This is a genomic window from Micromonospora sp. DT48 (assembly GCF_049844495.1).
In the GTDB taxonomy this organism is placed as follows: Bacteria; Actinomycetota; Actinomycetes; order Mycobacteriales; family Micromonosporaceae; genus Micromonospora.
Genome location: NZ_JBNCLE010000018.1, coordinates 33,938 through 59,747, shown reverse-complemented (window position 1 = coordinate 59,747; position 25,810 = coordinate 33,938). Strand labels below are relative to the sequence as shown.

Annotated in this window: 20 protein-coding genes; 10 read left to right on the top strand and 10 right to left on the bottom strand. The window is 71.4% G+C overall.

What is annotated here, in order from left to right:
- Positions 1-10 precede the first annotated feature (10 nt).
- Positions 11-1,474, top strand: coding sequence for a sensor histidine kinase (locus ACLQ2S_RS21255; RefSeq protein WP_309223788.1), 1,464 nt, complete (start codon positions 11-13; stop codon positions 1,472-1,474).
- A 48-nt stretch (positions 1,475-1,522) separates the two neighbouring features.
- Here the strand turns inward: ACLQ2S_RS21255 and ACLQ2S_RS21250 are convergent, their stop codons facing one another.
- From ACLQ2S_RS21250 to ACLQ2S_RS21235, 4 genes are all read right to left on the bottom strand, one after another.
- The gene (locus ACLQ2S_RS21250) at positions 1,523-2,485 is read right to left on the bottom strand and encodes a TAXI family TRAP transporter solute-binding subunit (protein WP_309223787.1); all 963 of its coding nucleotides are present in this window, start codon (positions 2,483-2,485) and stop codon (positions 1,523-1,525) included.
- An 82-nt stretch (positions 2,486-2,567) separates the two neighbouring features.
- Positions 2,568-3,275 (bottom strand): hypothetical protein, encoded by a 708-nt coding sequence (locus ACLQ2S_RS21245; protein WP_375335376.1) that lies wholly within the window; start codon positions 3,273-3,275, stop codon positions 2,568-2,570.
- A gap of 98 nt (positions 3,276-3,373) precedes the next feature.
- Positions 3,374-4,168 (bottom strand): peroxide stress protein YaaA, encoded by a 795-nt coding sequence (gene yaaA, locus ACLQ2S_RS21240; RefSeq protein WP_155221592.1) that lies wholly within the window; start codon positions 4,166-4,168, stop codon positions 3,374-3,376.
- A gap of 8 nt (positions 4,169-4,176) precedes the next feature.
- Positions 4,177-5,802: a hypothetical protein gene (locus tag ACLQ2S_RS21235; RefSeq protein ID WP_425702434.1), complete on the bottom strand. Its 1,626-nt coding sequence runs from the start codon at positions 5,800-5,802 to the stop codon at positions 4,177-4,179.
- Between the two features lie 113 nt (positions 5,803-5,915).
- Here ACLQ2S_RS21235 and ACLQ2S_RS21230 point away from each other — a divergent pair, with 113 nt between their 5' ends.
- On the top strand, positions 5,916-6,956 hold the full coding sequence (locus ACLQ2S_RS21230; RefSeq protein ID WP_309223786.1) for an App1 family protein: 1,041 nt from the start codon (positions 5,916-5,918) through the stop codon (positions 6,954-6,956).
- A 53-nt stretch (positions 6,957-7,009) separates the two neighbouring features.
- On the opposite strand, the gene glgB is transcribed toward ACLQ2S_RS21230, so the two are convergent.
- Together glgB and ACLQ2S_RS21220 are read right to left on the bottom strand one after the other, a co-directional pair.
- On the bottom strand, positions 7,010-9,112 hold the full coding sequence (glgB, locus tag ACLQ2S_RS21225; RefSeq protein WP_155221591.1) for a 1,4-alpha-glucan branching protein GlgB: 2,103 nt from the start codon (positions 9,110-9,112) through the stop codon (positions 7,010-7,012).
- On the bottom strand, positions 9,100-11,223 hold the full coding sequence (locus ACLQ2S_RS21220) for an alpha-1,4-glucan--maltose-1-phosphate maltosyltransferase (protein ID WP_309223785.1): 2,124 nt from the start codon (positions 11,221-11,223) through the stop codon (positions 9,100-9,102). Before ACLQ2S_RS21220 ends, glgB begins: the two co-directional genes overlap by 13 nt.
- Before the next feature lie 99 nt (positions 11,224-11,322).
- On the opposite strand from ACLQ2S_RS21220, the gene ACLQ2S_RS21215 reads away from it, so the two are divergent.
- A complete protein-coding gene (locus ACLQ2S_RS21215) occupies positions 11,323-11,619 on the top strand; it encodes a type II toxin-antitoxin system VapC family toxin (RefSeq protein ID WP_230462864.1) in 297 nt (98 codons plus the stop codon).
- A gap of 81 nt (positions 11,620-11,700) precedes the next feature.
- Here ACLQ2S_RS21215 and glgA read toward each other — a convergent pair whose 3' ends face one another.
- On the bottom strand, positions 11,701-12,897 hold the full coding sequence (glgA, locus tag ACLQ2S_RS21210; RefSeq protein ID WP_425702430.1) for a glycogen synthase: 1,197 nt from the start codon (positions 12,895-12,897) through the stop codon (positions 11,701-11,703).
- Positions 12,898-12,992: 95 nt separating this feature from the next.
- Between glgA and glgC the strand changes: the two genes are divergently transcribed.
- Positions 12,993-14,225 (top strand): glucose-1-phosphate adenylyltransferase, encoded by a 1,233-nt coding sequence (gene glgC, locus ACLQ2S_RS21205; RefSeq protein WP_155221588.1) that lies wholly within the window; start codon positions 12,993-12,995, stop codon positions 14,223-14,225.
- 58 nt (positions 14,226-14,283) lie between these two features.
- Positions 14,284-15,933: a phosphoglucomutase (alpha-D-glucose-1,6-bisphosphate-dependent) gene (pgm, locus tag ACLQ2S_RS21200; RefSeq protein WP_425702428.1), complete on the top strand. Its 1,650-nt coding sequence runs from the start codon at positions 14,284-14,286 to the stop codon at positions 15,931-15,933.
- A gap of 106 nt (positions 15,934-16,039) precedes the next feature.
- On the opposite strand, the gene ACLQ2S_RS21195 is transcribed toward pgm, so the two are convergent.
- The 3 genes from ACLQ2S_RS21195 to ACLQ2S_RS21185 form a co-directional block, all read right to left on the bottom strand.
- Entirely contained in the window at positions 16,040-16,546 is a 507-nt protein-coding gene (locus ACLQ2S_RS21195; RefSeq protein WP_425702426.1) for a hypothetical protein, read from the bottom strand.
- A 215-nt stretch (positions 16,547-16,761) separates the two neighbouring features.
- Positions 16,762-17,529: a YwiC-like family protein gene (locus ACLQ2S_RS21190; protein WP_155221585.1), complete on the bottom strand. Its 768-nt coding sequence runs from the start codon at positions 17,527-17,529 to the stop codon at positions 16,762-16,764.
- Complete coding sequence (locus tag ACLQ2S_RS21185; RefSeq protein ID WP_155221584.1) at positions 17,526-18,236, bottom strand: helix-turn-helix transcriptional regulator; 711 nt, start codon at positions 18,234-18,236, stop codon at positions 17,526-17,528. Before ACLQ2S_RS21185 ends, ACLQ2S_RS21190 begins: the two co-directional genes overlap by 4 nt.
- Positions 18,237-18,400: 164 nt before the next feature.
- Between ACLQ2S_RS21185 and ACLQ2S_RS21180 the strand changes: the two genes are divergently transcribed.
- From ACLQ2S_RS21180 to narI, 5 genes are all read left to right on the top strand, one after another.
- Positions 18,401-18,826: a hemerythrin domain-containing protein gene (locus ACLQ2S_RS21180; protein ID WP_155221583.1), complete on the top strand. Its 426-nt coding sequence runs from the start codon at positions 18,401-18,403 to the stop codon at positions 18,824-18,826.
- 193 nt (positions 18,827-19,019) lie between these two features.
- The gene (locus tag ACLQ2S_RS21175) at positions 19,020-22,685 is read left to right on the top strand and encodes a nitrate reductase subunit alpha (protein ID WP_155221582.1); all 3,666 of its coding nucleotides are present in this window, start codon (positions 19,020-19,022) and stop codon (positions 22,683-22,685) included.
- On the top strand, positions 22,685-24,415 hold the full coding sequence (narH, locus tag ACLQ2S_RS21170) for a nitrate reductase subunit beta (protein ID WP_155221581.1): 1,731 nt from the start codon (positions 22,685-22,687) through the stop codon (positions 24,413-24,415). The genes ACLQ2S_RS21175 and narH overlap by 1 nt, the downstream gene beginning before the upstream one ends.
- On the top strand, positions 24,412-25,035 hold the full coding sequence (gene narJ / locus ACLQ2S_RS21165) for a nitrate reductase molybdenum cofactor assembly chaperone (protein ID WP_155221580.1): 624 nt from the start codon (positions 24,412-24,414) through the stop codon (positions 25,033-25,035). Before narH ends, narJ begins: the two co-directional genes overlap by 4 nt.
- Positions 25,032-25,793, top strand: a complete 762-nt coding sequence (gene narI, locus ACLQ2S_RS21160; RefSeq protein WP_309223784.1) for a respiratory nitrate reductase subunit gamma — start codon at positions 25,032-25,034, stop codon at positions 25,791-25,793. Before narJ ends, narI begins: the two co-directional genes overlap by 4 nt.
- The last annotated feature ends 17 nt before the right edge of the window (positions 25,794-25,810 follow it).

Here is a 25,810-nt window from a genome sequence, read left to right as displayed (position 1 = left end):
GGAGCCCGGGGTGCGACGGCGGCTGGTGATCAGCTATCTGCTGCTGATGGTGCTGGTGGTGGTGGCGCTGGGTACGCCGCTGGCGGTCACCCTGACCACCCGGGAGACCGACCGGGTACGCGCCGACCGGCTCGCCGACGCCACCCGCTTCGCCTCCCTGGCCGGGCCGGCGTTGCGTGACGGCACGCCCGGCCCACTCGACCACGAGCTGGGCAGTTACGACGAGTTGTACGGCATCGGCGCGGCGGTGGTGGACCGGGACCGGCGGGAGGTGGTGGTCTCGGCGAGCTGGCGGGCGGCACCGGGCACCCGGGAGGCGTTGGACGTGGCGCTCTCCGGCCAGCAGACCAGCGGACCCGAGTCGGTCTGGCCGTGGGTGAACCGGCCGATCGTGGTGGCCGTGCCGATCAACGACGGCGGCGAGGTCCTCGGCGCGGTGGTCACCGCCACCCCGACCGACGCGGTCCGGCGTACCGTCGCCACCTGGTGGACCCTGGTCGCCGCGCTCGGCCTGCTCGCCGTGGTGGCCTGCGTGCTCACCGCGTTCGGGCTGGCCGGCTGGGTGCTGCGGCCGGTCACCGAGCTGGACGCGGTGACCCACGAGATCGCCGAGGGTGATCGCGGTGCCCGCGTGCAGCACCGGCAGGGGCCGCCGGAACTGCGTCGGCTGGCGACGAGCTTCAACCACATGGCGGACGTCGTCTCCGACGTGATGGACCGGCAACGTGCGTTCGTCGCCCATGCCAGCCACCAGCTGCGCAATCCGTTGACCGCGCTGCGGCTACGGGTGGAGGAGCTGGGGCCGAGCGTCGTCGACGAGCAGGGCCGCATCGAGCACCGGCTGGCGTTGGAGGAGACCGACCGGCTGGCACTGCTCCTCGACGCCCTGCTCACCCTGGCCCGCGCGGAACGCCAGGAGAACCAGCGGGTCACCGTCGACGCGACGGCGACGGCGGTCTCCCGGGTGGCGGCCTGGGAGCCGCTGGCCCGCCACCGGTCGGTCACGCTGCGGCTGGCGGCCGACCCCGGGCCGGTGTACGCCCGTACCGTGCCGACCGCCATCGACCAGGCGCTGGATGCCCTGATCGACAACGCGGTGAAGTTCAGCGGCGAGGGCGGCGAGGTGACGGTGACCGTCGCGGCCCGCGACGGCGGCACCACCCTGGAGGTACGCGACACCGGCCCGGGGATGACCCGCAGTCAGCTCGGCCGCGCCACCGAACGGTTCTGGCGGGCACCGGAGGTGCAGAACGTCGACGGCGCCGGGCTGGGCCTGACCATCGCCGCAGTGCTGGTCGACGCCTCCGACGGCCGGCTGGCCATGCACCCGAACTCGCCGCGCGGCCTGGTCGCCACGCTGTGGTTCCCGCGACCGGCCGAGCCCGCCGCCCCGGAGCCGACGACCGAACCGGCGACGTCCATCGAGGCGGAACCGCCAACGCCCACCGGCTCGACCGCGTCGGCGACCGGCTGACCGGCGGTTCGTCGTGGCGGCACGCGAGTGGCCGGGCCGTGGGCGGGGTCAGGGCTTGCTGGCGCGGTAGTAGTCGACGGCGCCGGGGTGCAGCGGCAACGGTGAGGTGGCGATGGCCGAGCGGGGACTCATCCGACCGGCCGCCGGGTGCGCGGCGGCCAGTTCGGAGCGGCGTTCCATCAGCAGCCGGGTCACCTCGCGTACCAGCGACTCCGGCAGGTCGGCCCGCACCACCAGGTAGTTCGGGTTGGCCACGGTGGTGACCGGGTCGACGCCGTACACCGAGTGGGGGATGTCCCGTGGCACGTAGACCTCGGGGTTGCCCCGGCGTAGCCGTACGGTCCACTCGCCGAGGTCGACGATGCGGGTGGGAGTGTCCTGGGCGAACTGGGCGACGGCGCGTACCGGCAGCCCGCCGGAGAAGAAGAAGGCGTCGATCCGCCCCTCGCGCAGCGCGGCCACCGAGTCGTCCAACCCGAGTTGCTCCTGTCGCACGGCGGTGCCGCCCAGCCCGGCCACGTCGAGCAGCCGGTCCACCGTGATCTTCGTCCCGGAGCCGGGCGCGCCGACGGATACCCGCTGCCCGCGCAGGTCGGTCAGCGTCCGTACCGGGCTGTCGGCGGTGGTGACCAGGTGCAACAGGTCGTCGTAGACCCGGGCCACCGCGACCACCGGCGGGTCCGGGCCCGGGTCGGCGCGCAGCACGTCGGCCTGGGTGAAGCCGAGTTCGGCCTGCCCGGTGTGGAGCAGTTGCACGTTCTCCGCGGAGGCCGCGGTGACCAGCACCTCTGCCCGCACGTCGGGTAACTCCCGGTTGAGGATGGCCGCCAGTGACACGCCGAAGGCGTGGTAGACGGCGGTGGGGCTGCCGGTGGCGATGCGGATGACGACCGGTTCACCCGGATCGTCGCGGCAGCCGCCGAGGCCGGGCAGGGCCAGCAGCAGGGTCAGCGCCAGCGTCACGCGGGCACCGCGCCACCGCGCTCGGGCGGGAAACCGGGTACGGCTCACGGGCAGCACTGTGCGCCGCCGGACCCCTGTGGCGCAACCCCAGGCGACGGCGGAGCGTGGCACGGCCGTGGTCGGCCGCCGGTCAGGCCACCGGGTACGGCATCGCCTCCTCCGCCGCATACCGCAGGATCCGGTCCCGGTCGGGGCCGTAGGCCACACTGACCAGGAAGCAGCCGGCGTTGGGGCGCAGCAGCGCCGGAACGTCGAGCAGGGCGGCCCCGCGCACCAGCACCGCGCCGAGTTCCCGGTCGGTGATCCGCACCCCGAGGATGTGCCGCCGGACATGCCGACCACCGGCCAGCAGCGCGGCCCGCCAGGCGGCGGCGGCCAGTCGGGTGCGCCACAGTCGCCGTGCCGTCGAGGCACCCGGCACCGGTCCGCCGAGCAGTTCCCGTCGGCCGCGCCGCCAGCCGTTCTCCACCATCGCCGCGTACGTCGGCCGGTGCTCCCGCCCGACGTGCAGCCGGTGCAGTTCGTACCGACGGCGTAGTCCGCCGACGACCACCTCGTGCCGGACCGGGATGTCGAGGCGGTCGAGCAGCCGTCGGGTCCGCCGCGCCGCCTCCTCCCGGTTGAACTCGATCGTCGTAGGCCGGACCGGCTGCTGGCCCGCCTGTCGGTTCCCGGGACTCGCCGGGGGCGGCATGCAGCGCAGCAGGCAGGCCGTCTCGAACGCGTCGGCCAGGGTCGTCCAGTCCAACGGTGGCGGTGCCGACGGGGGCCGCAGCGACGACGTGGCGCCGGCTGACGACGGACGTGACCGGTCGAGCAGGATCGGTTCGGCAGTCACCGGAGGGCCTCCTCGTCGCGTCGGGTCCTATTACGGTGACCCGCGACACCGACCGGTGGTACCGATCCGGCCCAGCCTTGAGGAAATCTTGCGTCTGCTTACAGCGCCGTAACGATCACGTCGACCTGACGCGGTCGGCCGGGCTCGGTGTTCTGCACGCAGACGGTGTACTTCAGGTCCCGCAACGTCGTCACCAACGCGTCGACGGTGCGCGGTCGGGCACCGGAGAGCAGCAGGTCCCGGACCAGCCGCCCCTTCGTGGCCTTGTTGAAGTGGCTGACCACCGAGCGCACCGGCACCCCGTCGACCTCACGCTCGTGCAGCACCCGCACCGTCACGGTGCGCTCGGCCAACTCGCCGCGCGGCGTCCAGACGGCGGCGTACGCCCCGGAACGTAGGTCCAGCACCGGGCCCCGACCGGCCGCCTCGGTCAGCGCGGCGCCGAGTTCCCGACGCCACAGCGCCGGCAGGGGACCGATGCCGGGCAGCCGGGCCCCGATCGGACACCGGTACGGCGGGATCCGGTCGGTCAGCCGTACCGCGCCCCACAGACCGGAGCTGACCAACACCTGCCGTCCGGCCGTCCGTTGGGCCGCCGCCGGAAGGCTGGCCAGGTCGAGGGCCTCGTAGAGCACCCCGGTGTAGATCCGGCCGGCGGGCGCGGTGGCGGCCTGCCGCAGCCGGGCGTTGCGCCGCACCTCGCCGACCTGTCCGGGGCCGAGACCGAGCGCGGCCAGCGCCGCCTCCGGCGGCCCGGCGCTGAGCGCGAGCAGGGCGGACAGCACCTCCTCCCGCACCGGGTTCAGGCCCGGCAGGGAGAGTCGGTCCAGATCCAGTCGACGGCCCGAGCCGGCTTCGGCCTTGCCCTCCGAGGGCGGCAGCAGGATGAGCATGGGTGACTCTAACGCCACGGTCGCAGCGGCTCCGGCGGGTGGTACACCCGGAATCCGCCGATCTCGGTGAGCAGCGCGGCACCGGACCGGTCGCCGAGCAACTCCCGCAGCCGCCGGTCCGCCGGAGCGTCGGCCGCCAGCACGTACCCGGGCCGCTGGGCCCGCTCCAACCGCCACCAGTACGCCGGATAGCGGTTCTGGCCGGGGCGCAGATCGTCGTCGAGCACCCCGCAGACCACCTGTTCGGCGGTGTTGAACACCAGTCGGTTACACGTCCAGTATTCCGCGTACACCTCGTGCAGCCCGGCCGCGCGTACCGTGTCGGCCAGCTGCCGGGCGTGTCGTTCCTCGGCGCGTCCGGCGGTGGTGCCGGAGGTGGCGAAGAGCACCGTCACCACCAGCGCGCTGGCCGCCAGCGCACCGAGCACGGCGGTGGACGCGGCACCGGCCACCCGGCCCGCCACGCCGACCGTGCCCCTCCGGGCGGCCACCGCCGCCACCCAGAGCGGCCACAGCACCGCCGGCAGCGACAGTTGCAGCACCGACAGGTAGCGGGCGTTGCCCAGCGGGTCCGTCGCGGCCAGCGGGCTGCGCACGTACGCCAGCAGGGTCAGCGCCGCGCCGCCGAGCAGGGCGAGGTGCACGACCGGCCCGACCCGCTCGGGCCGCCCGCGCGCCCGCCGGTACGCGAACCCGGCGAGCGTCGCCGCCACCACCAGCAGCACCGGATAGAGCAGGCCGAACCACGCCTGCCAGCGGGCGCAGCCGGTGACCGGGCAGAGCCCGGCGGCCAGCGGTACGCCGTCCAACAACCCGCCACCGAGCCGCTGCGGCCAGGACGGGACCGGCCCGTCCTCGCCGCTGATGCCCCGCAGCACCGACAGGGAGTCCTGCCCCGGCGGGGCCACCAGGTTGTCCCGGATCATCGGGGCGAGCCCGATGACGAAGCCGACGAGCAGCAGCAGACCCGCCCGGCCGAGCAGTTCCCGGCGCAGGGTCCACAGCAGCGCCAGCCCGGCCATCGTCAGGTAGGGCACGATCAGCCAGTCCGACCAGAGCGCCACCCCGGCGAGCAGCCCGAAACCGCCCACGGCCAGCCCTCGCCGACCCACCGTGTGCCGGGCCAGCGCCACCACGAGCAGCAGCATCGCCAGCACCGCCACCTTGACCTCCGGCCGCCCGCCGACGGTGGTCACCTGGTCCCGGACGACCCGTTCGGAGCCGAGTGCGAGCAGTCCGACGATCAGGGTGGCGAACCACGGCGAGCCGATCCGCCGGGTCAACCGGTGGATCAGCCAGAGGAACAGCGCGTAGAGCCCGAGCACCGGCAACCGCAGCGCCGGCCAGCTCGGCCCGGTCACCGCGAGCAGCGGCGCGGCCAGGTACGACTCCAGGGTGCCCATGTACCGCTGGCCGTAGAGGAAGATCGGCTGCTCGCGCCCGTCGGCGATGTGCAGTGCGGCCAACCCGAAGGTCGCCTCGTCGCTGTTGGAGACGGGCACGGTGGTCAGCACCAGCACCAGCCGGTAACCGACCCCGGCGATCCCGAACAGCAGGGCGACCAGCGCCGGCCGGTCGAGCCGTGGCCGCCACCGCTCGCGCCGCCGCCCTGGTCCCGCTGCCGCTCGTGGCACGACCTCGCCCCCGTCGCCGTTCCGACCGGAGTCTGTCACGGCGGTGACGTCGGGCGTGGTGGTTCGGCTCAGCTCGCGTGGTCGAGGTGGCAGCTCTGTGGCAGGGTTGCATCGTGTCACCCACTCCCGCCGGCCAGCTGGCCGTACCGAATCTGCACCGGGCCGCGCGGATCGAGGACGCCGTGCACGCCCTGGTCGAACGCCGGCTGCGGCGGACCGGTTGGCGGACCAACATCATCGCGTACACCGGCTACGGGGCGCCCGGTTGGGTGCGGGTGATGTGCCGGGTGCTGTTGGGGCGACCGGACACCCGGCAGCGGGGCCGGCTGGAGAAGGTCCGGGGCTGGCGCAGCTTCGCCACCCTGCCGGCCAAGCACGTCACCGTGACCATCGAGACCGGTGGGGTGGTCCACGAGGCGCAGGCCGACCGCAGCGGTTTCATCGACACGGTGGTCGAGGCGGGCCTGCCGCCCGGCTGGGGTTCGGTGCGGCTGAGCATGCCCGACGTCGAGCCGGTCGAGGCGCCGGTACGCATCCTCGACCCGGAGGTGCGCTTCGGGGTCCTCTCCGACATCGACGACACGGTCATGGTGACCGCGCTGCCCCGGCCACTGCTCGCCGCGTGGAACACCTTCGTCCTCGACGAACACGCCCGTGCGGCGGTGCCCGGCATGGCGGTGCTCTACGAACGGCTGGTCACCGCCCACCCCGGTGCCCCGGTGTTCTACCTGTCCACCGGCGCGTGGAACGTCGCCCCGACGTTGACCCGGTTCCTGTCCCGGCACCTCTACCCGGCCGGTCCGCTGCTGCTGACCGACTGGGGGCCGACGCACGACCGCTGGTTCCGCAGCGGCCGGGAGCACAAGCGGGCCACCCTGGCCCGGCTGGCCAAGGAGTTCCCCGACGTGCGCTGGCTGCTCGTCGGCGACGACGGTCAGCACGACCAGGAGATCTACCGCGAGTTCGCGGTCGCCCACCCGGACAACGTCGCCGGGGTGGCGATCCGCCGGTTGTCGCCCACCCAGTCGGTGCTCGCCGGTAGCCTGCCCGTGCCGCAGGACCACTCGAACGAGGGGCCGGTGGGGCAGAAGTGGCTCTCCGCCCCCGACGGCGCCGGTCTGTGGACCCTGCTGCGCGCCGCGAACCTGGTCTGAGCCGCGGACCCGGGCGCCTCGACGGCCGCCAGCGGGGGCCGGAGCGTACGAGATCAGGCGGGGCGGAGCCAGAGGGCGCCGAGCGGCGGCACCCGCAGCGCCACCGAGGCGGGTTGGCCGTGCCAGGGGACGTGTTCGGCGTGCACCGAGCCCAGGTTGCCGACCCCGGAGCCGCCGTAGTGGTGAGCGTCGGTGTTGAGCACCTCGGCCCAGGCACCGGCGGCCGGTAGGCCGACCCGGTAGTCCTCCAGCGGCAGCGCGGAGAAGTTGGCCACGCAGACCAGGGTCGCCCCGTCGGGTGCGATCCGGACGAACGAGATGGCGTTGTTGGTGACGTCGTCACCGGCGAGCCAACGGAAACCGGTGGGGGAGGTGTCCTGCGCCCACAGGGCCGGCGTGTCCCGGTAGACCCGGTTCAGGTCGCCCACCAGGCGTTGCACACCGGCCCGCGCCGGATCGTGCAGCAGATACCAGTCGAGGCCGCGCTGCTCGCTCCACTCCCGGTCGTCGGCCAGCTCGCAGCCCATGAACAACAACTGCTTGCCCGGGTGCGCCCACATGTACGCCAGCAGCACGCGTACGTTGGCCAGCCGTTGCCACGTGTCGCCGGGCATCTTGCCGACCAGGGAGCCCTTGCCGTGCACCACCTCGTCGTGGCTGATCGGCAGCACGTAGTTCTCGCTCCAGGCGTACGACAGGGAGAAGGTGAGCTGATGGTGGTGGTGCTGCCGGTAGATCGGGTCCTTCGAGGTGTAGAGCAGGGTGTCGTGCATCCAGCCCATGTTCCACTTGAAACCGAAACCGAGCCCGCCGTCACTGGTCGCCCGGGTCACCCCCGGCCAGGCGGTGGACTCCTCGGCGATCATCACCACCCCGGCGTGGTGTTTGTACACCGTCGCGTTGACCTCCTGCATGAACGCGATGGCCTCCAGGTTCTCCCGGCCACCGTGCACGTTCGGGGTCCACTGCCCGTCCTGCCGTGAGTAGTCCAGGTAGAGCATCGAGGCGACCGCGTCCACCCGCAGCCCGTCGACGTGGAACTCGTCGAGCCAGTAGAGCGCGTTGGCGACCAGGAAGTTGCGGACCTCCGGGCGGCCGAAGTCGAACACGTAGGTGCCCCAGTCGGGGTGCTCGCCCCGCTGCGGGTCGGGATGCTCGTAGAGCGGGGTGCCGTCGAAGCGCGCCAGCGCCCACTCGTCCTTGGGGAAGTGCGCCGGCACCCAGTCCAGGATCACCCCGATCCCGGCGGCGTGCAGCCGGTCCACCAGGTACCGGAAGTCGTCCGGGTCGCCGAACCGGGCCGTCGGCGCGTAGTAGCCGGTCACCTGGTAGCCCCACGAGCCGCCGAACGGGTGCTCCATCACCGGCAGGAACTCCACGTGGGTGAAGCCCAGCTCGACCACGTACGCGACCAACTGCTCGGCCAGTTCCCGGTATCCCAGGCCGGGCCGCCACGAGCCCAGGTGCACCTCGTACACGCTCATCGGCTCCTGGTGCGGCTGCCGCCGCGACCGCTCGCCCATCCAGTCCGCGTCCGACCATTCGTACGTCGACCGGTGCACCACCGACGCGGTGGCCGGTGGCACCTCCGCGTACGCGGCGAGGGGGTCGGCCTTGTCCCGCCAGCGCCCGTCCGCGCCCAGCACCCGGTACTTGTAGCGGGTGCCGCCGGTGGCGTCGGGGACGAAGATCTCCCACACGCCGGTCGAGCCGAGTGAACGCATCGGCCAGCCGTCGTCGGGTGCCCAGCCGGTGAGGTCGCCGACCAGGCGCACGCCTCGGGCGTTCGGCGCCCACACCGCGAACGCCACCCCACCGTCGACGACGCGGGCGCCGAGAGCCTCCCACAGCCGTTCGTGCCGCCCCTCACCGATCAGGTGCAGGTCCAGCTCACCAAGGGTCGGCGCGAAGCGGTACGGGTCGTCCTGGCGTACCCCGTCGACGTCGAGTCGGTAGTCGAGCACCTCGCCGGGGAGGGTGGCCTCGAAGATTCCGCCGTCGTGCACCCGCTTCATCGGGTGCCGCTCGTCGCCGACCAGCACGCTCACCTGGTCCGCGCCCCGCCGCAGGGCGCGGATCACCGTACGGCCGCCGGACGGGTGTGCCCCGAGCACGGCGTGCGGGTCGTGGATCTCCCCGGAGATCAGCTGGTCCATCGGGCGTCGTCCTTCTGGGCGGGAACGGTCGGCGCGGTGCCGCCGGACAGATCAGCCGGTACGTCCTGGGTGGTCAGGGTGGGCGGCTCGGTGCCGGTCTGGCCGGGCGACGCCGCGTCCGCCGGGCCGGTCGCGGCAGCCGCGACGGTCGGCCGGCTCAGGGTGAACACGTGCGCCGGTTGCAGGTACGGGTCGAGACGCACGGTGTTGCGCTGCCCCCAGTCGTAGCTGACCCCGGTCAGCTCGTCGTGCACGGTGAACCGGTCGTGCCAGTCCAGCCCCAGCGCCGGCATGTCCAGCGTGGTGTTGCCCCACTGCACGGTGTGCGAATCGAACGAGCAGACCACCAGCACCGTGTTGCCGGTCACCGGGTCACGTTTGGACCAGCACAGCAGGGCCGGGTTGTCGATGTCGTGGAAGACCAGGTTGCGCAGCCGGTGTAGGGCCGGGTTGTCGCGGCGTACCCGGTTGAGGGTGGCGATGAACGGGGCCAGCGACCGGCCGTGCGCCTCGGCACCGGCCCAGTCCCGGGGGCGCAGCTCGTACTTCTCGTTGTCCAGGTACTCCTCCGCGCCGGGGCGCGCCACGTGCTCGAACAGCTCGTAACCGGCGTAGATGCCCCAGGAGGGGGAGAGCAGCGCGGCCAGCACGGCACGGATCTTGAACATCGGCGGGCCGCCGTGCTGCAACGAGGCGTGCAGGATGTCCGGCGTGTTGGGCCAGAAGTTCGGCCGCATGTAGTCGGCCGCCGCCACCAGCTCCGTGCAGTACTCACGCATCTCGGCGGCCGAGGTCCGCCAGGTGAAGTACGTGTACGACTGGGTGAAGCCGATCTTGGCCAGCCCGTGCATCATCGCCGGTCGGGCGAACGCCTCGGCGAGGAAGAGCACGTCCGGGTCGACCCGCTTGACCTCCCAGATCAGCCAGTGCCAGAAGTCGACCGGCTTGGTGTGCGGGTTGTCCACCCGGAAGATCTTCACGCCCTCGTCGACCCAGTGCAGCACCACCCGCAACACCTCGGCCCGGATGCCCTCCGGGTCGTTGTCGAAGTTGAGCGGGTAGATGTCCTGGTACTTCTTCGGCGGGTTCTCCGCGTACGCGATGCTGCCGTCGGCGCGGGTGGTGAACCACTCCGGGTGTTCGGTCACCCACGGGTGATCCGGCGCGCACTGCAACGCCAGGTCCATCGCCACCTCCAGGCCCACCTCGGCGGCGGCGGCGAGGAAGTCCCGGAAGTCCTCCAGCGTGCCCAGATCGGGGTGGATGGCGTCGTGCCCGCCCTCGGCCGCGCCGATCGCCCACGGCGAACCCACGTCGTCCGGCCCGGCCACCAGGCTGTTGTTCGGACCCTTGCGGTTGACCCGGCCGATCGGGTGGATCGGCGGCAGGTAGAGCACGTCGAAGCCCATCGCCGCGACGCCCGGCAGCCGCTCGGCGGCGGTGGCGAAGGTGCCGGACCGGGCCGGCGCGTCGACGGTCGCCGGAATCGCCCCCTCCGAGCGGGGGAAGAACTCATACCACGCGGAGAACAGGGCCCGCTCCCGGTCCACCCAGATGCGGTACTCCTCGCCGGTGGTGACCAACTCCCGGACCGGGTGCTCCCACAGCAGGTCGGCCAGTTCCAGCGCCGGGTTCACCCGCTTCGGCAACGGCCGGTCGGCGTCACCCAGGGCCTGCACGGCCTTCTTGAGGCGGGCCCGCTCGGCCTTCGGCACCAGGTCGGCGGCGGCGGTCAGCACGCGTACGCCCTCGGCCAGGTCGTTGGCCAGCTCGGCCGCCCCCTGACCGGCGGCGATCTTCTTGGTGACCGCGGCGTGCCAGGTCAGGTAGGGGTCGCTGAACGCCTGCACGGTGAACTTCCACTCGCCGACGGCGTCCGGCACGATGGTGGCGTGCCACCGGTCCTGGCCGGGCTCACCCGGACGCATCCGGGTGAACGAGCGGGCCAGCCCGTCCGGGCCGAGCCACACCACGTTGCAGCCGAGCGCATCGTGCCCCTCGCGATAGGCACGCGCCGACACGGGCACCAACTCGCCGACCACCGCACGGGCCGGGTAGCGACCGCAGGAGACGACGGGGGAGACGTCTTCGATCGGGAACCGTCCGCTCACCCGATTCAACCTACTGCCCGAGATCGCTTCCCGCTCGGCTGACAACCCACCCTGCCCCGCACCGCGCGGGGTTGATCCACTGGTGGCTGCACTGTCCTGGTGATCAACCCCATCGTGTACGCCGAAGCGTCGGTGCGTTTCGACCGCATCGAGGACCTCGACGAGGCATTGCCGGCCGGTGACTTCCTGCGCGAGGAACTTCCGTATGCGGCCGGCTTCCTCGCGGGCAAGGCGTACGCGAGTTGCCGTGCGCAGGGCGACGCCAAGAGGTCGCCGATCGCCGCCTTCTACATCGGTGCGCATGCCGCTGTCTGCGGGTACCGTCTGCTCACCCGCGACGAGGCTCGCTGTCGAACGTACTTCCCGAAGCTGGAGTCGATCAGCCCGGCAGGTTGATCGCTGCGCACCTCGTGCCGGTGGTGACCGTGGTGAGAAGGGCACCCTTCTCTACCGGAGGCGTTAATAAGGTGCCCTTCCTTACCCGCGCAGCGCGCGGTAGAGCTGCAGGGTGCGGGCGGCGACGGCGTCCCAGGAGAAGTGTTCGACCGCGCGCCGCCGCCCGGCCCGGCCCAGCATCGCCGCGCGTTCCGGGGCGGCCAGCAGCTCATTGAGGCGCCCCGCCAGGTCGGCCTCGAAGCGGGCCGGGTCGACCGGCGTGCCGTCGGCGGTCTGCTCGATGGGCACCAGCAGGCCGGTGTCGCCGTCGGTGACCACCTCGGGGATGCCGCCGGTGGCGGTGGCCACCACCGCCGTCTCGCAGGCCATCGCCTCCAGGTTGACGATGCCCATCGGCTCGTACACCGACGGGCAGACGAAGATCGTGGCGTGGGTGAGCACCTGGATCACCTCGGACTTGGGCAGCATCTCGGCCACCCATACCACCCCGGAGCGGCTGGCCCGCAGTTCGGCGACCAGGCGCTCCACCTCGGCGGAGATCTCACGCGTGTCCGGTGCCCCGGCCAGCAGCACCAACTGGGTGTCCGGGGGCAACTCGCGGGCGGCGCGCAGCAGGTGCGGCAGCCCCTTCTGCCGGGTGATCCGCCCGACGTAGGCCACGCTGGGCCGGGCCGGGTCGATGCCGAGGCGCGTCAGCACGTCGGTGCCCGGGTCCGGGGCGTACTGGGCGGTGTCGATGCCGTTGTAGATCACGTGGACCCGGTCCGGGTCGACCGACGGGTATGCGGCCAGCACGTCCCGGCGCATGCCCGCGCTGACCGCCACGATCGCGTCGGCCGCCTCGTACGCGGTGCGCTCACACCACGAGGAGAGCGCGTAGCCGCCGCCGAGCTGCTCGACCTTCCACGGTCGCAGGGGTTCCAGGCTGTGCGCGGTGGCCACGTGCGGCACCCCGTACAGCAGCTTCGCGGTGTGCCCGGCCAGGTTCGCGTACCAGGTGTGGCTGTGCACCACGTCCGTGCCGGCGCACCCGGCGGCCATCTCCAGGTCCACCCCCATGGTCCGTAGCGCCGGGTTCGCGCCGTCCAGGCTCACCGGCTCGGCGTACGCCCGCACGCCCGGCTCGGTGCGGGGCGCGCCGAAGCAGTGCACCCGCACGTCGGCGAGTCGGCGCAGCTCGCGGGCCAGGTACTCGACGTGCACCCCGGCACCGCCGTAGACCTCCGGCGGGTACTCCCGGGTCAGCAGGTCCACGCGCAGCCGTGCGGAGTCCGTCATGCCCGGCACCCTAGTGCAGATTCCGACGCCGCACCGGGCAGCGGAACTGTGCCGTACGAGTGGTGAACCGGCACCGGTATGGATAGCGTCTGGTCATGGCTGCCAAGGTGCTCGCGATCGTTCTGGCCGGCGGAGAGGGCAAGCGCCTGATGCCGCTGACCACGGACCGGGCCAAGCCCGCCGTGCCGTTCGGCGGGATGTACCGCATGGTCGATTTCGTCCTCTCCAACCTGGCCAACGCCGGCTATCTGAAGATCGTCGTGCTGACCCAGTACAAGTCCCACTCTCTCGACCGGCACATCACCAAGACGTGGCGGATGTCGACGCTGCTCGGCAACTACGTCACGCCGGTGCCCGCGCAGCAGCGCCGTGGCCCCTGGTGGTTCGCCGGGTCGGCCGACGCGATCTACCAGAGCTTCAACCTGATCTACGACGAGCAGCCCGACTACGTGATCGTCTTCGGTGCCGACCACATCTACCGGATGGATCCCCGGCAGATGGTGGAGGACCACATCGCCTCGGGCGCCGCGGTCACCGTCGCCGGCATCCGGCAGCCGCTGTCGACGGCCGACCAGTTCGGCGTCATCGAGGTCGGCGCGGACGGGCGGCGGATCCAGGCGTTCCGGGAGAAGCCCACCGACGCCGTCGGCCTACCCGACGCGCCCGACCAGATCTACGCCTCGATGGGCAACTACGTCTTCACCACCCGGGCGCTGATCGAGGCGGTCGAACGCGACGCCGACGACAAGACCAGCAAGCACGACATGGGCGGCAGCATCATCCCGATGCTGGTCGAGCGCGGCGAGGCCAACGTCTACGACTTCCGTGACAACGAGGTGCCGGGCAGCACCGACCGGGACCGGGGCTACTGGCGGGACGTGGGAACCCTTGACTCGTTCTACGACGCGCACATGGATCTGATCAACGTCCACCCGGTGTTCAACCTCTACAACTTCGACTGGCCGATCTACACCGAGCAGCCGCCGTTCCCGCCGGCCAAGTTCGTGCACCAGTGGGGTGAGCGGGTCGGTCGGGCGGTCGCCTCGATGGTCTCGCCCGGTGCGGTGATCTCCGGCTCGCTGGTGGAGAACTCGATCGTCTCGCCGAAGGTGAAGGTGCACTCCTGGGCCCACGTGGACGGTTCGGTGCTGATGGAGGGGGTCGACATCGGCCGACACGCGGTGGTCCGCCGCGCCATCCTCGACAAGAACGTGCAGGTGCCCGAGGGCGCCGAGATCGGCGTGGACCTGGAGCGGGACCGGCAGCGCTACACGGTCTCCGACAATGGCATCGTGGTCATCGGCAAAGGACAGAAGGTGGAACCGTAAGCGCGAGGAGTGCAGCGCAGCGGAGCCCCGCAGTCGCGAACGAAAGGCCGATACAGCCTTGAGCAGTCATCCCCGGGCCGGCTACCCGGCCGAGTCCGCCGACCTGGTCGACGTACCACGGTTGGTGACCGCCTACTACAGCGAGCATCCCGACCCGGCCGACCCGGCGCAGCAGGTCTCCTTCGGCACGTCCGGGCACCGCGGGTCGAGCCTGCGTAACGCCTTCAACTCCGATCACATCGTCGCGGTCACCCAGGCGCTCTGCGACTACCGTCGGGAGCAGGGCATCGACGGGCCGCTGTTCCTCGGGCGGGACACCCACGCGCTGTCCACCCCCGCTGCCGTCGACGCCCTGGAGGTGCTCGCCGGCAACGACGTCACCGTGCTGTTGGACAGCCGCGACGGCTACACCCCCACCCCGGCGGTCTCGCACGCCATCCTCGGCCACAACCGGGGTCGCACCGCCGGTCTCGCCGACGGCATCGTGATCACCCCGTCGCACAACCCGCCGGACGACGGCGGGTTCAAGTACAACCCCACCCACGGCGGGCCGGCCGACTCCGACGCCACGACCTGGATCCAGGACCGCGCGAACGCGATCCTCGCCGCCGGGCTCAAGGAGGTGCGTCGCGTCCCGTACGCCCGAGCCCGCGCCGCCGACACCACCGGCACCTACGACTTCCTCGGCGCGTACGTCGACGACCTGCCCGCGGTGCTCGACCTCGACGCGATCCGCGCCGCCGGGGTCCGCATCGGCGCGGATCCGCTCGGCGGCGCCAGCGTCGACTACTGGGGTGAGATCGCCGACCGGCACCGGCTCGACCTGACCGTGGTCAACCCGACCGTCGACCCGACCTGGCGGTTCATGACCCTCGACGGCGACGGCAAGATCCGGATGGACTGTTCGTCGCCGAACGCGATGGCCTCGCTGATCGCCATGCGGGGCGACTACCACGTGGCCACCGGCAACGACGCCGACGCCGACCGGCACGGCATCGTCACCCCGGACGCCGGGCTGATGAACCCCAACCACTACCTGGCGGTGGCGATCGCCCACCTGTTCCGCACCCGTGAGCGGTGGGGACCGGACGCGGCGGTCGGCAAGACGTTGGTCTCCTCCTCGATGATCGACCGGGTCGCCGCCGATCTCGGTCGGCCACTGCTGGAGGTCCCGGTCGGCTTCAAGTGGTTCGTGCCCGGCCTGCTCGACGGTGCGGTCGGCTTCGGCGGCGAGGAGAGCGCCGGCGCGTCCTTCCTGCGCCGTGACGGCGGCACCTGGACCACGGACAAGGACGGCATCCTGCTCTGCCTGCTCGCTGCCGAGATCATCGGCAGCACGGGGCGTACCCCGAGCGAGCACTGGGGCGAGTTGGCCGCCCGCTTCGGCGCACCCGCGTACGCCCGCATCGACGCACCGGCCACCCGGGAACAGAAGGCGGTGCTCGGCAAGCTCTCCCCGGAACAGGTACGCGCCACCGAGCTGGCCGGTGAACCCATCACCGCCACGTTGACCACCGCCCCCGGCAACGGCGCGGCGATCGGCGGTCTGAAGGTCACCACCGAGTCGGGTTGGTTCGCCGCCCGCCCGTCCGGCACCGAGGACGTCTACAAGATCTACGCGGAGTCGTTCCAGGGGCCGGAGCACCTCACCCGCATCCAGCGGGAAGCCCAGGAGCTCGTTTCGGAGGTGCTGACGGCGGCCGGTTGACCCACTCCGCAGGCGTACCGGGTGGCCGGACGTCGGCGGCCCGGCCGAGGTGCGACGGCGGGCACCGGGTGTGGTGGCGGCATGCGACCACACCCGGCTATCACCGTCACGCGCTGGCGGGACCGATCAACGTGGGACGGAAGGTGTACTCGCGACCGCAGTAGTCCGGCGCGACGCTGGGCCGGTCGAACGAGGCCCGGCAGACCTGGATCACCACCCGGTCGATGCCGGCCGCCGAGGTGTTGGAGCCGAGCAGCAGGTCGAGCCGTACGGCTGAGTTGTCCGCCCGCTGGGCCGCCCGGTCAATCACGGTTTCGCCCGCGTACGCGACATAGGTGGCGATCGTGTAGCGCCGGTCGTCGCGGCAGGCGATCGGCTCGTTGGCGATCGGCCGGTCGACGACGACTCCGGTCAGCCGCACCGCGGCCGCTGGAGCGAAGGAGCGCCACTCCAGGACGCCCTCGGTGTAGCCGTAGGCGCAGCTGTCTCCGGAGGGAACCGAGAAGCGCTGGGGGATGGGGCTGGGGCTGGCGGTTGCGCTGCCGGCCATGACGGTGGTGGCGATCAGCGCGGCGGCGAGCGCGGTCGCCGCCCTCAGGAACGCACGAGTCATCTGCTTCCTTTCAGGCTGGCACGGTGCGGTGGTGACCGGGCGGTACGGTCAGGGCCGCAGGCCCGGCTGGACGGGCCACCGGCATCCGTGGCGGGATAGAGCGAAGTTTATCGATTTGAAGAAGCGAAGTCACCCACCGTGGAGCGGATCGTGACACCCATCCGTACGCCGCCGCGCAGCCGCCCGAGGGGCCCCGATGCCCGCGCCGCCGAGGCTCAGCTGGTGCTGGCGACGAGCACCAGGGCGCTGGCGAGGATTTCGATGAGGCCGACATGCTTCGGCGTGAGCCGGTGACGGGGTAGGACGACGGCCCGGACGAGGAGGAGCAGGAAGACCCCGAGCAGGGGAGGACCGAGCCAGGCGGCCAGGGCGACCGAGGCGACGTGGTAGCCGACCGAGGCGCGGTAGTAGCTGGTGCTGCCGCGTTCGCGGATCATCGTCTTGACGTAGAGGACGGTGCCGATGAAGTAGGCGGTGACGGCGAGGAAGGCGGTGACCACCGTCTCCGGAGGCTGGCCCGCGGCGGTGGCGCAGACGAACACCATGAGGCAGCTCTGGGCGACCGAGGCCAGGTCGTTGCCGAGGGCGCGTTCGGCGCGTCGCCGCGCGTAAGCGACGTTGACGCCCAGCAGGACGGCGTACGCCGGGGCGTACCAGAGCAGGTCCGGGCGCAGCAGGAGGACGAGTCCGCCGAGCAGCGCGGTGGGGACGCCGTAGGTCCACAGTTGGACGCGGAAGCGGCCGAAACGGCCGGTCTTGACGGCCTGCAACAGGTAGTAGCTGAGCAGGTAGCCGGTGAGCCAGGCACCGAGAAGGGGCAGGTGCGGCCAGCGCAGCCCGAGGGTGAGGACCGCGGCGAGCCATGGTACGAGCAGCATCGCCCAGGCGCCGTGCTGGGGCGGGATGAACTGTCGACGTTTGCGGGGCCGTGACCCGGTGGCGGGGGGCCGCCGCCGGACGGGCGGCGCGGTCGGGCGTGTCATCGCGGTCTCCCCGCCGCCGGGGCTGCCGCCGTCATCCGTACGACGCAGGCGGCGGGTGCGCCGAAGGGCTCCAACGTCACCGATCCCTCCGCCGCGCCGTCACGCTGGAGGGCGCCCCGCACCACACCGAGATGCAGCCCGCACATCGCGTCCGGATTCTGGCCGACCAGGTCCAGGAAGGGGCAGGTCAGCAGGTGCAACTCCGTCTCGGTGCCGACGTCAGCGGTCGGCTGGCGTCGCGGGCTGAAACCCAGTCCGTCCAGCACCGCCAGGACGGTGTTCACCGGGTCTTCGTCGCGGGGTGTCGCGGCGGCCAACTGCCGGCCCCAGTCCTGGCCCACCCGCGCGGCGGTGGCCCTGATATCACCGTCACCGCGGGACAGGTGCCCCAGGAGGGCGGCCGCCAGATCCCGGTAGGTGCCCGGGACCGGGTCGGCCGCCGCCGCCCGGTACCGCCAGGCCGGGCGGCCCGGCAGCCCACCGCTGGCGCGGGCCTTGACCAGGAGCCCGGCCTCGGTGAGTCGATCCAGGTGGGCGCGGGTGGTGGAGAGGTGCTGTCCGGTACGGGCGGCCACCTCGGCGGCGGTGACGCCGCCCTCGGCATCGCGCACCAGATGCAGAATCGTGACCCGGCTGGCAGAGCCCAGAGCGCGGTGACGGGGAGCGTCGATCGTCTCCCCGCGAGGACCCCTCCGCTGAGTTTCCATGTCACATGACGTTACAACGTCGATCGACGTCGAAAATCCTGGGGCAGGGTCCGTGTCACGCTCGGCCGCCCGAGCACCATGGGCACAGGTCCAACGGCCCTACTCGCCCACGATTCACCGGACCAGGCTGGGCGTGTCACCAGATGGGCGTCAGGAGGTCGACCATGTGCGACTACTGCGGCTGCCGGGAGTTTCCGTTGATCGGTCGACTGACCACCGAACACGAGGCGATCGCCAATGCCGCAGAGCGGCTGCGTACGGCGATCACCTCCGGTGCCGATGACGCCGTCACCCGCCTCGACGACCTGCTCGCGCTGCTGACGCCGCACACCGACACTGAGGAACGTGATCTCTTCGTCGAACTGCGGGCCGAGGGCAGTCTCACCGAAGCCGTGGATCGGCTGTGCGACGAACACGACGACATCCACGGTGTCCTCGGCGCCATCGACCGCACGTCGCCGGACTGGTCGGGAGTGCTGGCCGCGCTGGACCGGCTACGTCGACACATCGACAACGAGGAGCACGGATTGTTTCCGGCCGCGGTCATCGCCCTGCCGATCCCAGCCTGGGATCGCCTCACCAGCGGATAGCGCGGTCTCCGGTGGACCATGTACCGGGCGGCGGTGCGGCCCGCCCGGCGCACGGTCCAGCCATGTCGGGGACTTCGACCGGGCGGGCAACGCCGACAGCACGGTTGATGTCACGTGATCGCGTCTGGGGTTGCGGCAGCCCGTCGAAGGCATGAACGTGGTCAGCAAGGTCACAACCGAGGGAATGAGGCGCATGGCGAGCACCGGGGAGCAGGCGAGCCGAGCACTGATGGCGGTCGGAGGACTGGTACGGCGGGCGGAGGTGTCACCGGACGGCCGTGCGCTGTACCAGATCGGCGGTCGTGAGGCGGACGCGTTCTACCGCGACCGGTGGTCGTACGACAAGGTGGTGCGCTCCACCCACGGCGTCAACTGCACCGGCTCGTGTTCCTGGAAGGTGTACGTCAAGGACGGCATCATCACCTGGGAGCAACAGCAGGTCGATTACCCCAGCGTCGGGCCGGACCGGCCGGAGTACGAGCCGCGCGGCTGCCCGCGCGGCGCCGCGTTCTCCTGGTACACCTACTCGCCCACCCGGGTGCGCTACCCGTACGCCCGCGGTGTCCTGGTGGAGATGTACCGCGAGGCCAAGCAGCGCCTCGGTGACCCGGTCGCGGCGTGGGCCGACATCCAGAGTGACCCCGAGCGGCGTCGCCGATACCAGCGGGCCCGCGGCAAGGGTGGCCTGGTTCGGGTGACCTGGGACGAGGCCCAGGAGATGATCGCCGCCGCGCACGTGCACACGATCAAGCGGTACGGGCCGGACCGGGTCGCCGGATTCTCCCCGATCCCGGCGATGTCGATGGTGTCGCACGCGATCGGCGCGCGGTTCCTGTCGCTGCTCGGCGGTTCCATGCTCTCGTTCTACGACTGGTACGCCGACCTGCCGGTGGCCTCCCCGCAGGTGTTCGGCGACCAGACCGACGTACCCGAGTCCGGCGACTGGTGGGACGCCTCCTACCTCGTCATGTGGGGATCCAACGTCCCGGTCACCCGCACGCCGGACGCCCACTGGATGGCCGAGGCCCGCTACCGCGGCCAGAAGGTGATCGTGGTCAGCCCGGACTTCGCCGACAACGTCAAGTTCGCCGACGAGTGGATGCCCGCCCAGCCGGGCACCGACGGCGCTCTCGCCATGGCGATGGGCCACGTGATGCTCAAGGAGTTCTTTGTCGACCGGCGCACCCCCCGTTTCGTCGACTACGTCCGCACCTTCACCGACCTGCCGTTCCTCATCACTCTCGAGCAGGCCGCCGACGGGTCGTACCGGCCGGGGAAGTTCCTCACCGCGGCCGATCTCGGCGGGCAGGGCACGGAGGACGCGTTCAAGCCGGTGCTGTGGGATTCGGTAGGCGACGAGGTTGCGGTGCCGCGCGGTTCGCTGGGCCACCGCTGGCAGGAGCAGGCCGGTCAGTGGAACCTCGACCTGGGCGACCTGCAACCGGCGCTGACCTGTCTGGGGGCGGGCGACGCGGTGGAGGTCGGGTTGCCGCGGTTCGACACCGACACCCCGCAGGTGCTGCGTCGCGGCGTACCCACCCGCACCGTCGCCGGCAAGCTCGTCACCAGTGTCTTCGATCTTCTGTTGGCGCAGTACGGGGTGGCCCGTGACGGCCTGCCGGGGCAGTGGCCGGCCGGCTACGACGACGCCGAGGTGCCGTACACCCCGGCGTGGCAGGAGCCGATCACCGGCGTGCCGGCGGCGCAGGTGGCCCGGGTGGCGCGGGAGTTCGCCGACAACGCCGAGCGGTCCGGCGGCCGGTCGATGATCCTGCTCGGCGCGGGCACCAACCACTGGTTCCACTCGGACACCACCTACCGGGCGATCCTCGCGCTGGTGACGCTGACCGGCTGCCAGGGGGTCAACGGTGGCGGTTGGGCGCACTACGTGGGGCAGGAGAAGTGCCGACCGGTGACCGGTTGGGCGAACCTGGCGTTCGGGTTGGACTGGGTGCGCCCGCCACGGCAGATGATCGGCACCGCGTTCTGGTACGTCCACACCGACCAGTGGCGTTACGACACGTACTCCGCCGACGTGGTCTCCGCACCGACCGGCACCGGCCTGTTCGACGGCAAACACACCATGGACCTGCTGGCCCAGTCGGCGCGGCTGGGCTGGATGCCGTCGATGCCGACGTTCGACCGCAGCCCGCTCGATCTGGCCGACGAGGCGCTGGCCGCGCAACCGGACGACCCGGCCGGGTACGTCGCGACGTCCCTGCACGAGGGTCGGTTGCGGTTCGCCTGCACCGACCCGGACGCGCCCCAGAACTGGCCACGGGTGCTGACGGTGTGGCGGGCGAACCTGCTCGGTTCCTCAGCCAAGGGCAACGAGTACTTTCTTCGCCACCTGCTCGGCACCGACTCCAACCTGCGCGCCACCGAGGCCGAACCGGAGCTGCGGCCGAAGGACGTGGTCTGGCCGGACGAGGCCCCGGAGGGCAAACTCGACCTGCTGCTGAGCCTGGACTTCCGGATGACGTCCACGACGCTTTTCTCCGACGTGGTCCTGCCAGCCGCCACCTGGTACGAGAAGCACGACCTCAACAGCACCGACATGCACCCGTTCGTGCACGCGTTCACCCCGGCGATCAACCCGCCCTGGCAGACCCGCACCGATTTCGACGCCTTCCACGGCATCGCCCGCGCCTTCTCCGCCCTGGCCGGCCCGCACCTGGGAGTACGCAAGGACCTTGTCGCGGCGCCGCTGCTGCACGACACTCCGGACGCGATGGCCACCCCCCACGGGGTGGTGCGCGACTGGGCCCGCACCGGTGAGGTGCCGGTGCCGGGCCGGACCATGCCGAAGCTCGTCGTCGTCGAACGCGACTACGCCGCCGTCGCCGACAAGCTCGCCGCCCTCGGCCCGCTGCTGGACACGCTCGGCACCACCGGCAAGGGGGTGCACACCGACGTGACACCCGAGATCGAGTATTTGCGCCGCAAGAACGGCACGGTGCGCGGCGGCGTCGCCGACGGCCGTCCGTCGCTCGCCAAGGACGTGCACGCGTGCGAGGCGATCCTCGCCCTGTCCGGCACCACCAACGGCCGGGTGGCCACGGCGGGTTTCCACGATGTGGAGAAACGCACCGGCGTCAGGTTGGCCGATCTGGCCGCCGAGCACGAGGGCAAGCAGATCACCTTCGCCGACACCCAGTCCCGGCCGGTGCCGGTGATCACCAGCCCGGAGTGGTCCGGCAGTGAGCACGGCGGCCGGCGGTACTCGCCGTTCACCATCAACACGGAGCGGCGCAAGCCGTGGCACACGCTCACCGGCCGGCAGCACTTCTTCCTCGACCACGACTGGATGCACGAGGCCGGAGAGACGCTGCCGATCTTCCGGCCGCCACTGGACATGCACCGGTTGTTCGGCGAGCCGCGGCTCGGCCCGCACGGCGAACTGGAGATCACCCTGCGGTATCTCACCCCGCACTCGAAATGGTCGATCCACTCCGAGTACCAGGACAACCTGCTCATGCTCACGCTCTCCCGGGGCGGCCCGACGATGTGGATGAGCGAGGCCGACGCGGCGAAGATCGGGGTACGCGACAACGACTGGATCGAGGCGGTCAACCGCAACGGGGTGGTTGTCTGCCGGGCCGTGGTGACGCACAAGATGCCCGAGGGCACGGTGTACATGTACCACGCCCAGGAGCGGGTCATCGACGTGCCGAAGGCCGAGCGGACCGGCCGTCGCGGCGGCATCCACAACTCGTTGACCCGGCTGCTGGTCAAGCCCACCCATCTGATCGGTGGGTACGCGCAGTTGTCGTTCGCGTTCAACTATCTCGGCCCGACCGGAAACCAGCGCGACGAGGTCACCGTGATCCGCCGCCGTTCCCAGGAGGTGCAGTACTGATGCGCGTGATGGCGCAGATGGCGATGGTGATGAACCTCGACAAGTGCATCGGCTGTCACACCTGCTCGGTGACGTGCAAGCAGGCGTGGACCAACCGCTCCGGGGTGGAGTACGTCTGGTTCAACAACGTCGAGTCCCGGCCCGGTCAGGGCTATCCGCGCACCTACCAGGATCAGCAGACGTGGCAGGGTGGTTGGGTACGCACCCGCTCCGGCCGGCTCAAGCCCCGCTCCGGCGGACGGGTGAAGAAGCTGTTCAGCATCTTCGCCAACCCGAAGCTGCCGTCGATGCAGGACTACTACGAGCCCTGGACGTACGACTACGAGCACCTGCTGACCGCGCCGGCCGGCGACGACATCCCGGTGGCCCGACCGAAGTCGCTGCTGACCGGCGAGGACACGAAGATCACGTGGAGTGCGAACTGGGACGATTCCCTCGCGGGCGGCAACGAGATCGCCGCCGGTGACCCGGTGCTGCGGCAGGTCTCCGACCGGGTCCGTGAGGAGTACGAGAAGGCGTTCCTGTTCTTCCTGCCGCGCATCTGCGAGCACTGCCTCAACCCGTCCTGTGCCGCGACCTGCCCGTCCGGGGCGATCTACAAACGCAGTGAGGACGGCATCGTCCTGGTCGACCAGGACCGCTGCCGGGGCTGGCGGATGTGTGTCACCGGCTGCCCGTACAAGAAGGTGTACTTCAACCACCGCACCGGCAAGGCGGAGAAGTGCACGTTCTGCTTCCCGCGCATCGAGATCGGTCAGCCCACCATCTGCTCCGAGACCTGCGTCGGCCGGCTGCGCTACATCGGCCTGATGCTCTACGACGCCGATGCCGTGGCGGCTGCCGCGGCGGTCAAGGACGAGCACGACCTGTACGCCGCCCAGCGCTCGGTCTTCCTCGACCCGCACGATCCCGCCGTCGTGGCCGCCGCCCGGCGGGCCGACATCCCCGACGACTGGATCGAAGCGGCGCAACGGTCCCCGGTCTGGGACCTGATCATGCGTCACGAGGTCGCCCTGCCGCTGCACCCGGAGTACCGGACCATGCCGATGGTCTGGTACATCCCGCCGCTGTCCCCGGTCGTCGACGTGCTGCGCGACACCGGCCACGACGGTGAGGACATGCGCAACCTGTTCGGCGCCGTCGACGCGCTGCGCATCCCGCTGGAGTACCTGGCCGGGCTGTTCACCGCAGGCGACACCGCCCCGGTGCGGGCGGTGCTCAACCGGCTCGGCGCGATGCGCGCCTACCAGCGCCGGATCAACCTGGGGGAGCCGCGCGACGAGTCCATCGCCGCCGCCGTCGGCATGACCGGCGCGCAGATGGACGACATGTACCGGCTGCTGGCCATCGCCAAGTACGACGAACGCTACGTCATCCCGGCCGCTCACGCCGAGGACGCGCATCACCTGGAACAGCTCGGCACGGAGTGCAGCCTCGACTACGAGGGCGGCCCCGGCATGGGCGGCGGTGGACCGTACGGCCAGGGGCCCTTCGGGGAGTCGTCCGGCACCCCGGCGCCGATCCAGGTCGAGACCTTCCACATGCTGCGGGAGCGCCAGACCTCCGACAGCTTCACCGATCCGGGCGACGAGCCGCGCCGGGTCAACCTGCTCAACTGGGACGGCAAGGGCCGGCCCGCCGGTCTCTTCCCGCCCCGTCGCAACGCCACGGCCGGTGGCGCGGACACCGACGAGCCCGGCGTGATCGACACCGACGGGAGCGGACGATGACCACCACACCACTCTGGCGGGCCGCCGCGGCCCGGGCGGCCTCGCTGCTGCTGCGCTATCCCGACACCGACACGCTCGACGCGTTGCCGACGCTGCTCGCCGCCCTCGACGAACTGCCCGACCCCGTGGCCTCGCACCTGCGCCCGGTGGCGCTGCACCGCCGCGACGGGCACCCCACCCGACTCGCCGCCCAGTACGTGGAGCTGTTCGACTTCCGCCGCCGCTGCGCGCTGCACCTGACCTACTACAGCTGTGGCGACACCCGTAAGCGCGGCGAGGCACTTGTCGGCTTCACCGCCGCGTACAAGGCGGCGGGCGTCGAGGTGATCGGCGGCGAACTGCCCGACTACCTGCCGGCGGTGCTCGATCTGGCCGCCGTCGACGGCGAGGGCTGGCGTCTGCTGCGCGACAACCGCGTCGGCCTCGACCTGCTCACCGAGTCGCTGGCCCGGGAGAAGTCGGTCTACCGGCACGCGGTCGAGGCGGTGCAGGCGCTGCTGCCCCCCGCCCGGCCGGCCGAGGTGAGAGCCGCGGCCCGACTGGCCCGCACCGGACCACCCGTGGAGCAGGTGGGCCTCGAACCGTTCGGACTCGTCGACACCACCGGAGGCCGTCGGTGAACGTTCTGCTGTGGGTGGTCTACCCGTACCTCACCATCGCGATCCTGGTGGGTGGGTTGATCTGGCGCTACCGCTACGACAAATTCGGCTGGACCACCCGCTCCTCACAGCTCTACGAGTCGACCGTGCTGCGCTGGGGCAGCCCGATGTTCCACTTCGGCATCCTGATGGTCTTGATCGGGCACGTCGGTGGGCTGCTCATCCCCAAGTCGTGGACCGAGGCCGTCGGCATCACCGAACACACCTACCACCTGATGGCCGTCTTCATCGGCTCGGTCGCCGGCTTCTGTACGCTGATCGGCATGGCGGTCCTCATCGCCCGCCGCCGTCTCACCGGGCCGGTCTTCGCCGCCACCACCAGGAACGACAAGGCGATGTACGCGGTGCTCACCACCGTCATCGTGGTCGGCCTGTGGAGCACGCTGCGGGCCAACGTGGTGGGCGACGGCTACGACTACCGGGAGACCATCTCGCCCTGGTTCCGGTCGCTGTTCTACCTCAGCCCGGATCCCGAGATCATGGCCGGTGTCCCGGTCGGTTTCCAGATCCACATCGTCACCGCCTTCGCCCTGTTCGCGTTCTGGCCGTTCACCCGGCTCGTGCACGCCTTCAGCGCCCCGGTCGGTTACCTCACCCGCCCCTACGTGCCCTACCGCAGCCGCGACACCCGACCCGGCCTGCGTCCGTCGCGCCCCGGTTGGGAAGGGCCACCCCGGGCACCCCGAGCGCAGCGCAAGCCCGACCGAACCCGCCGCTGACGCGCTTCGCAGCCGCC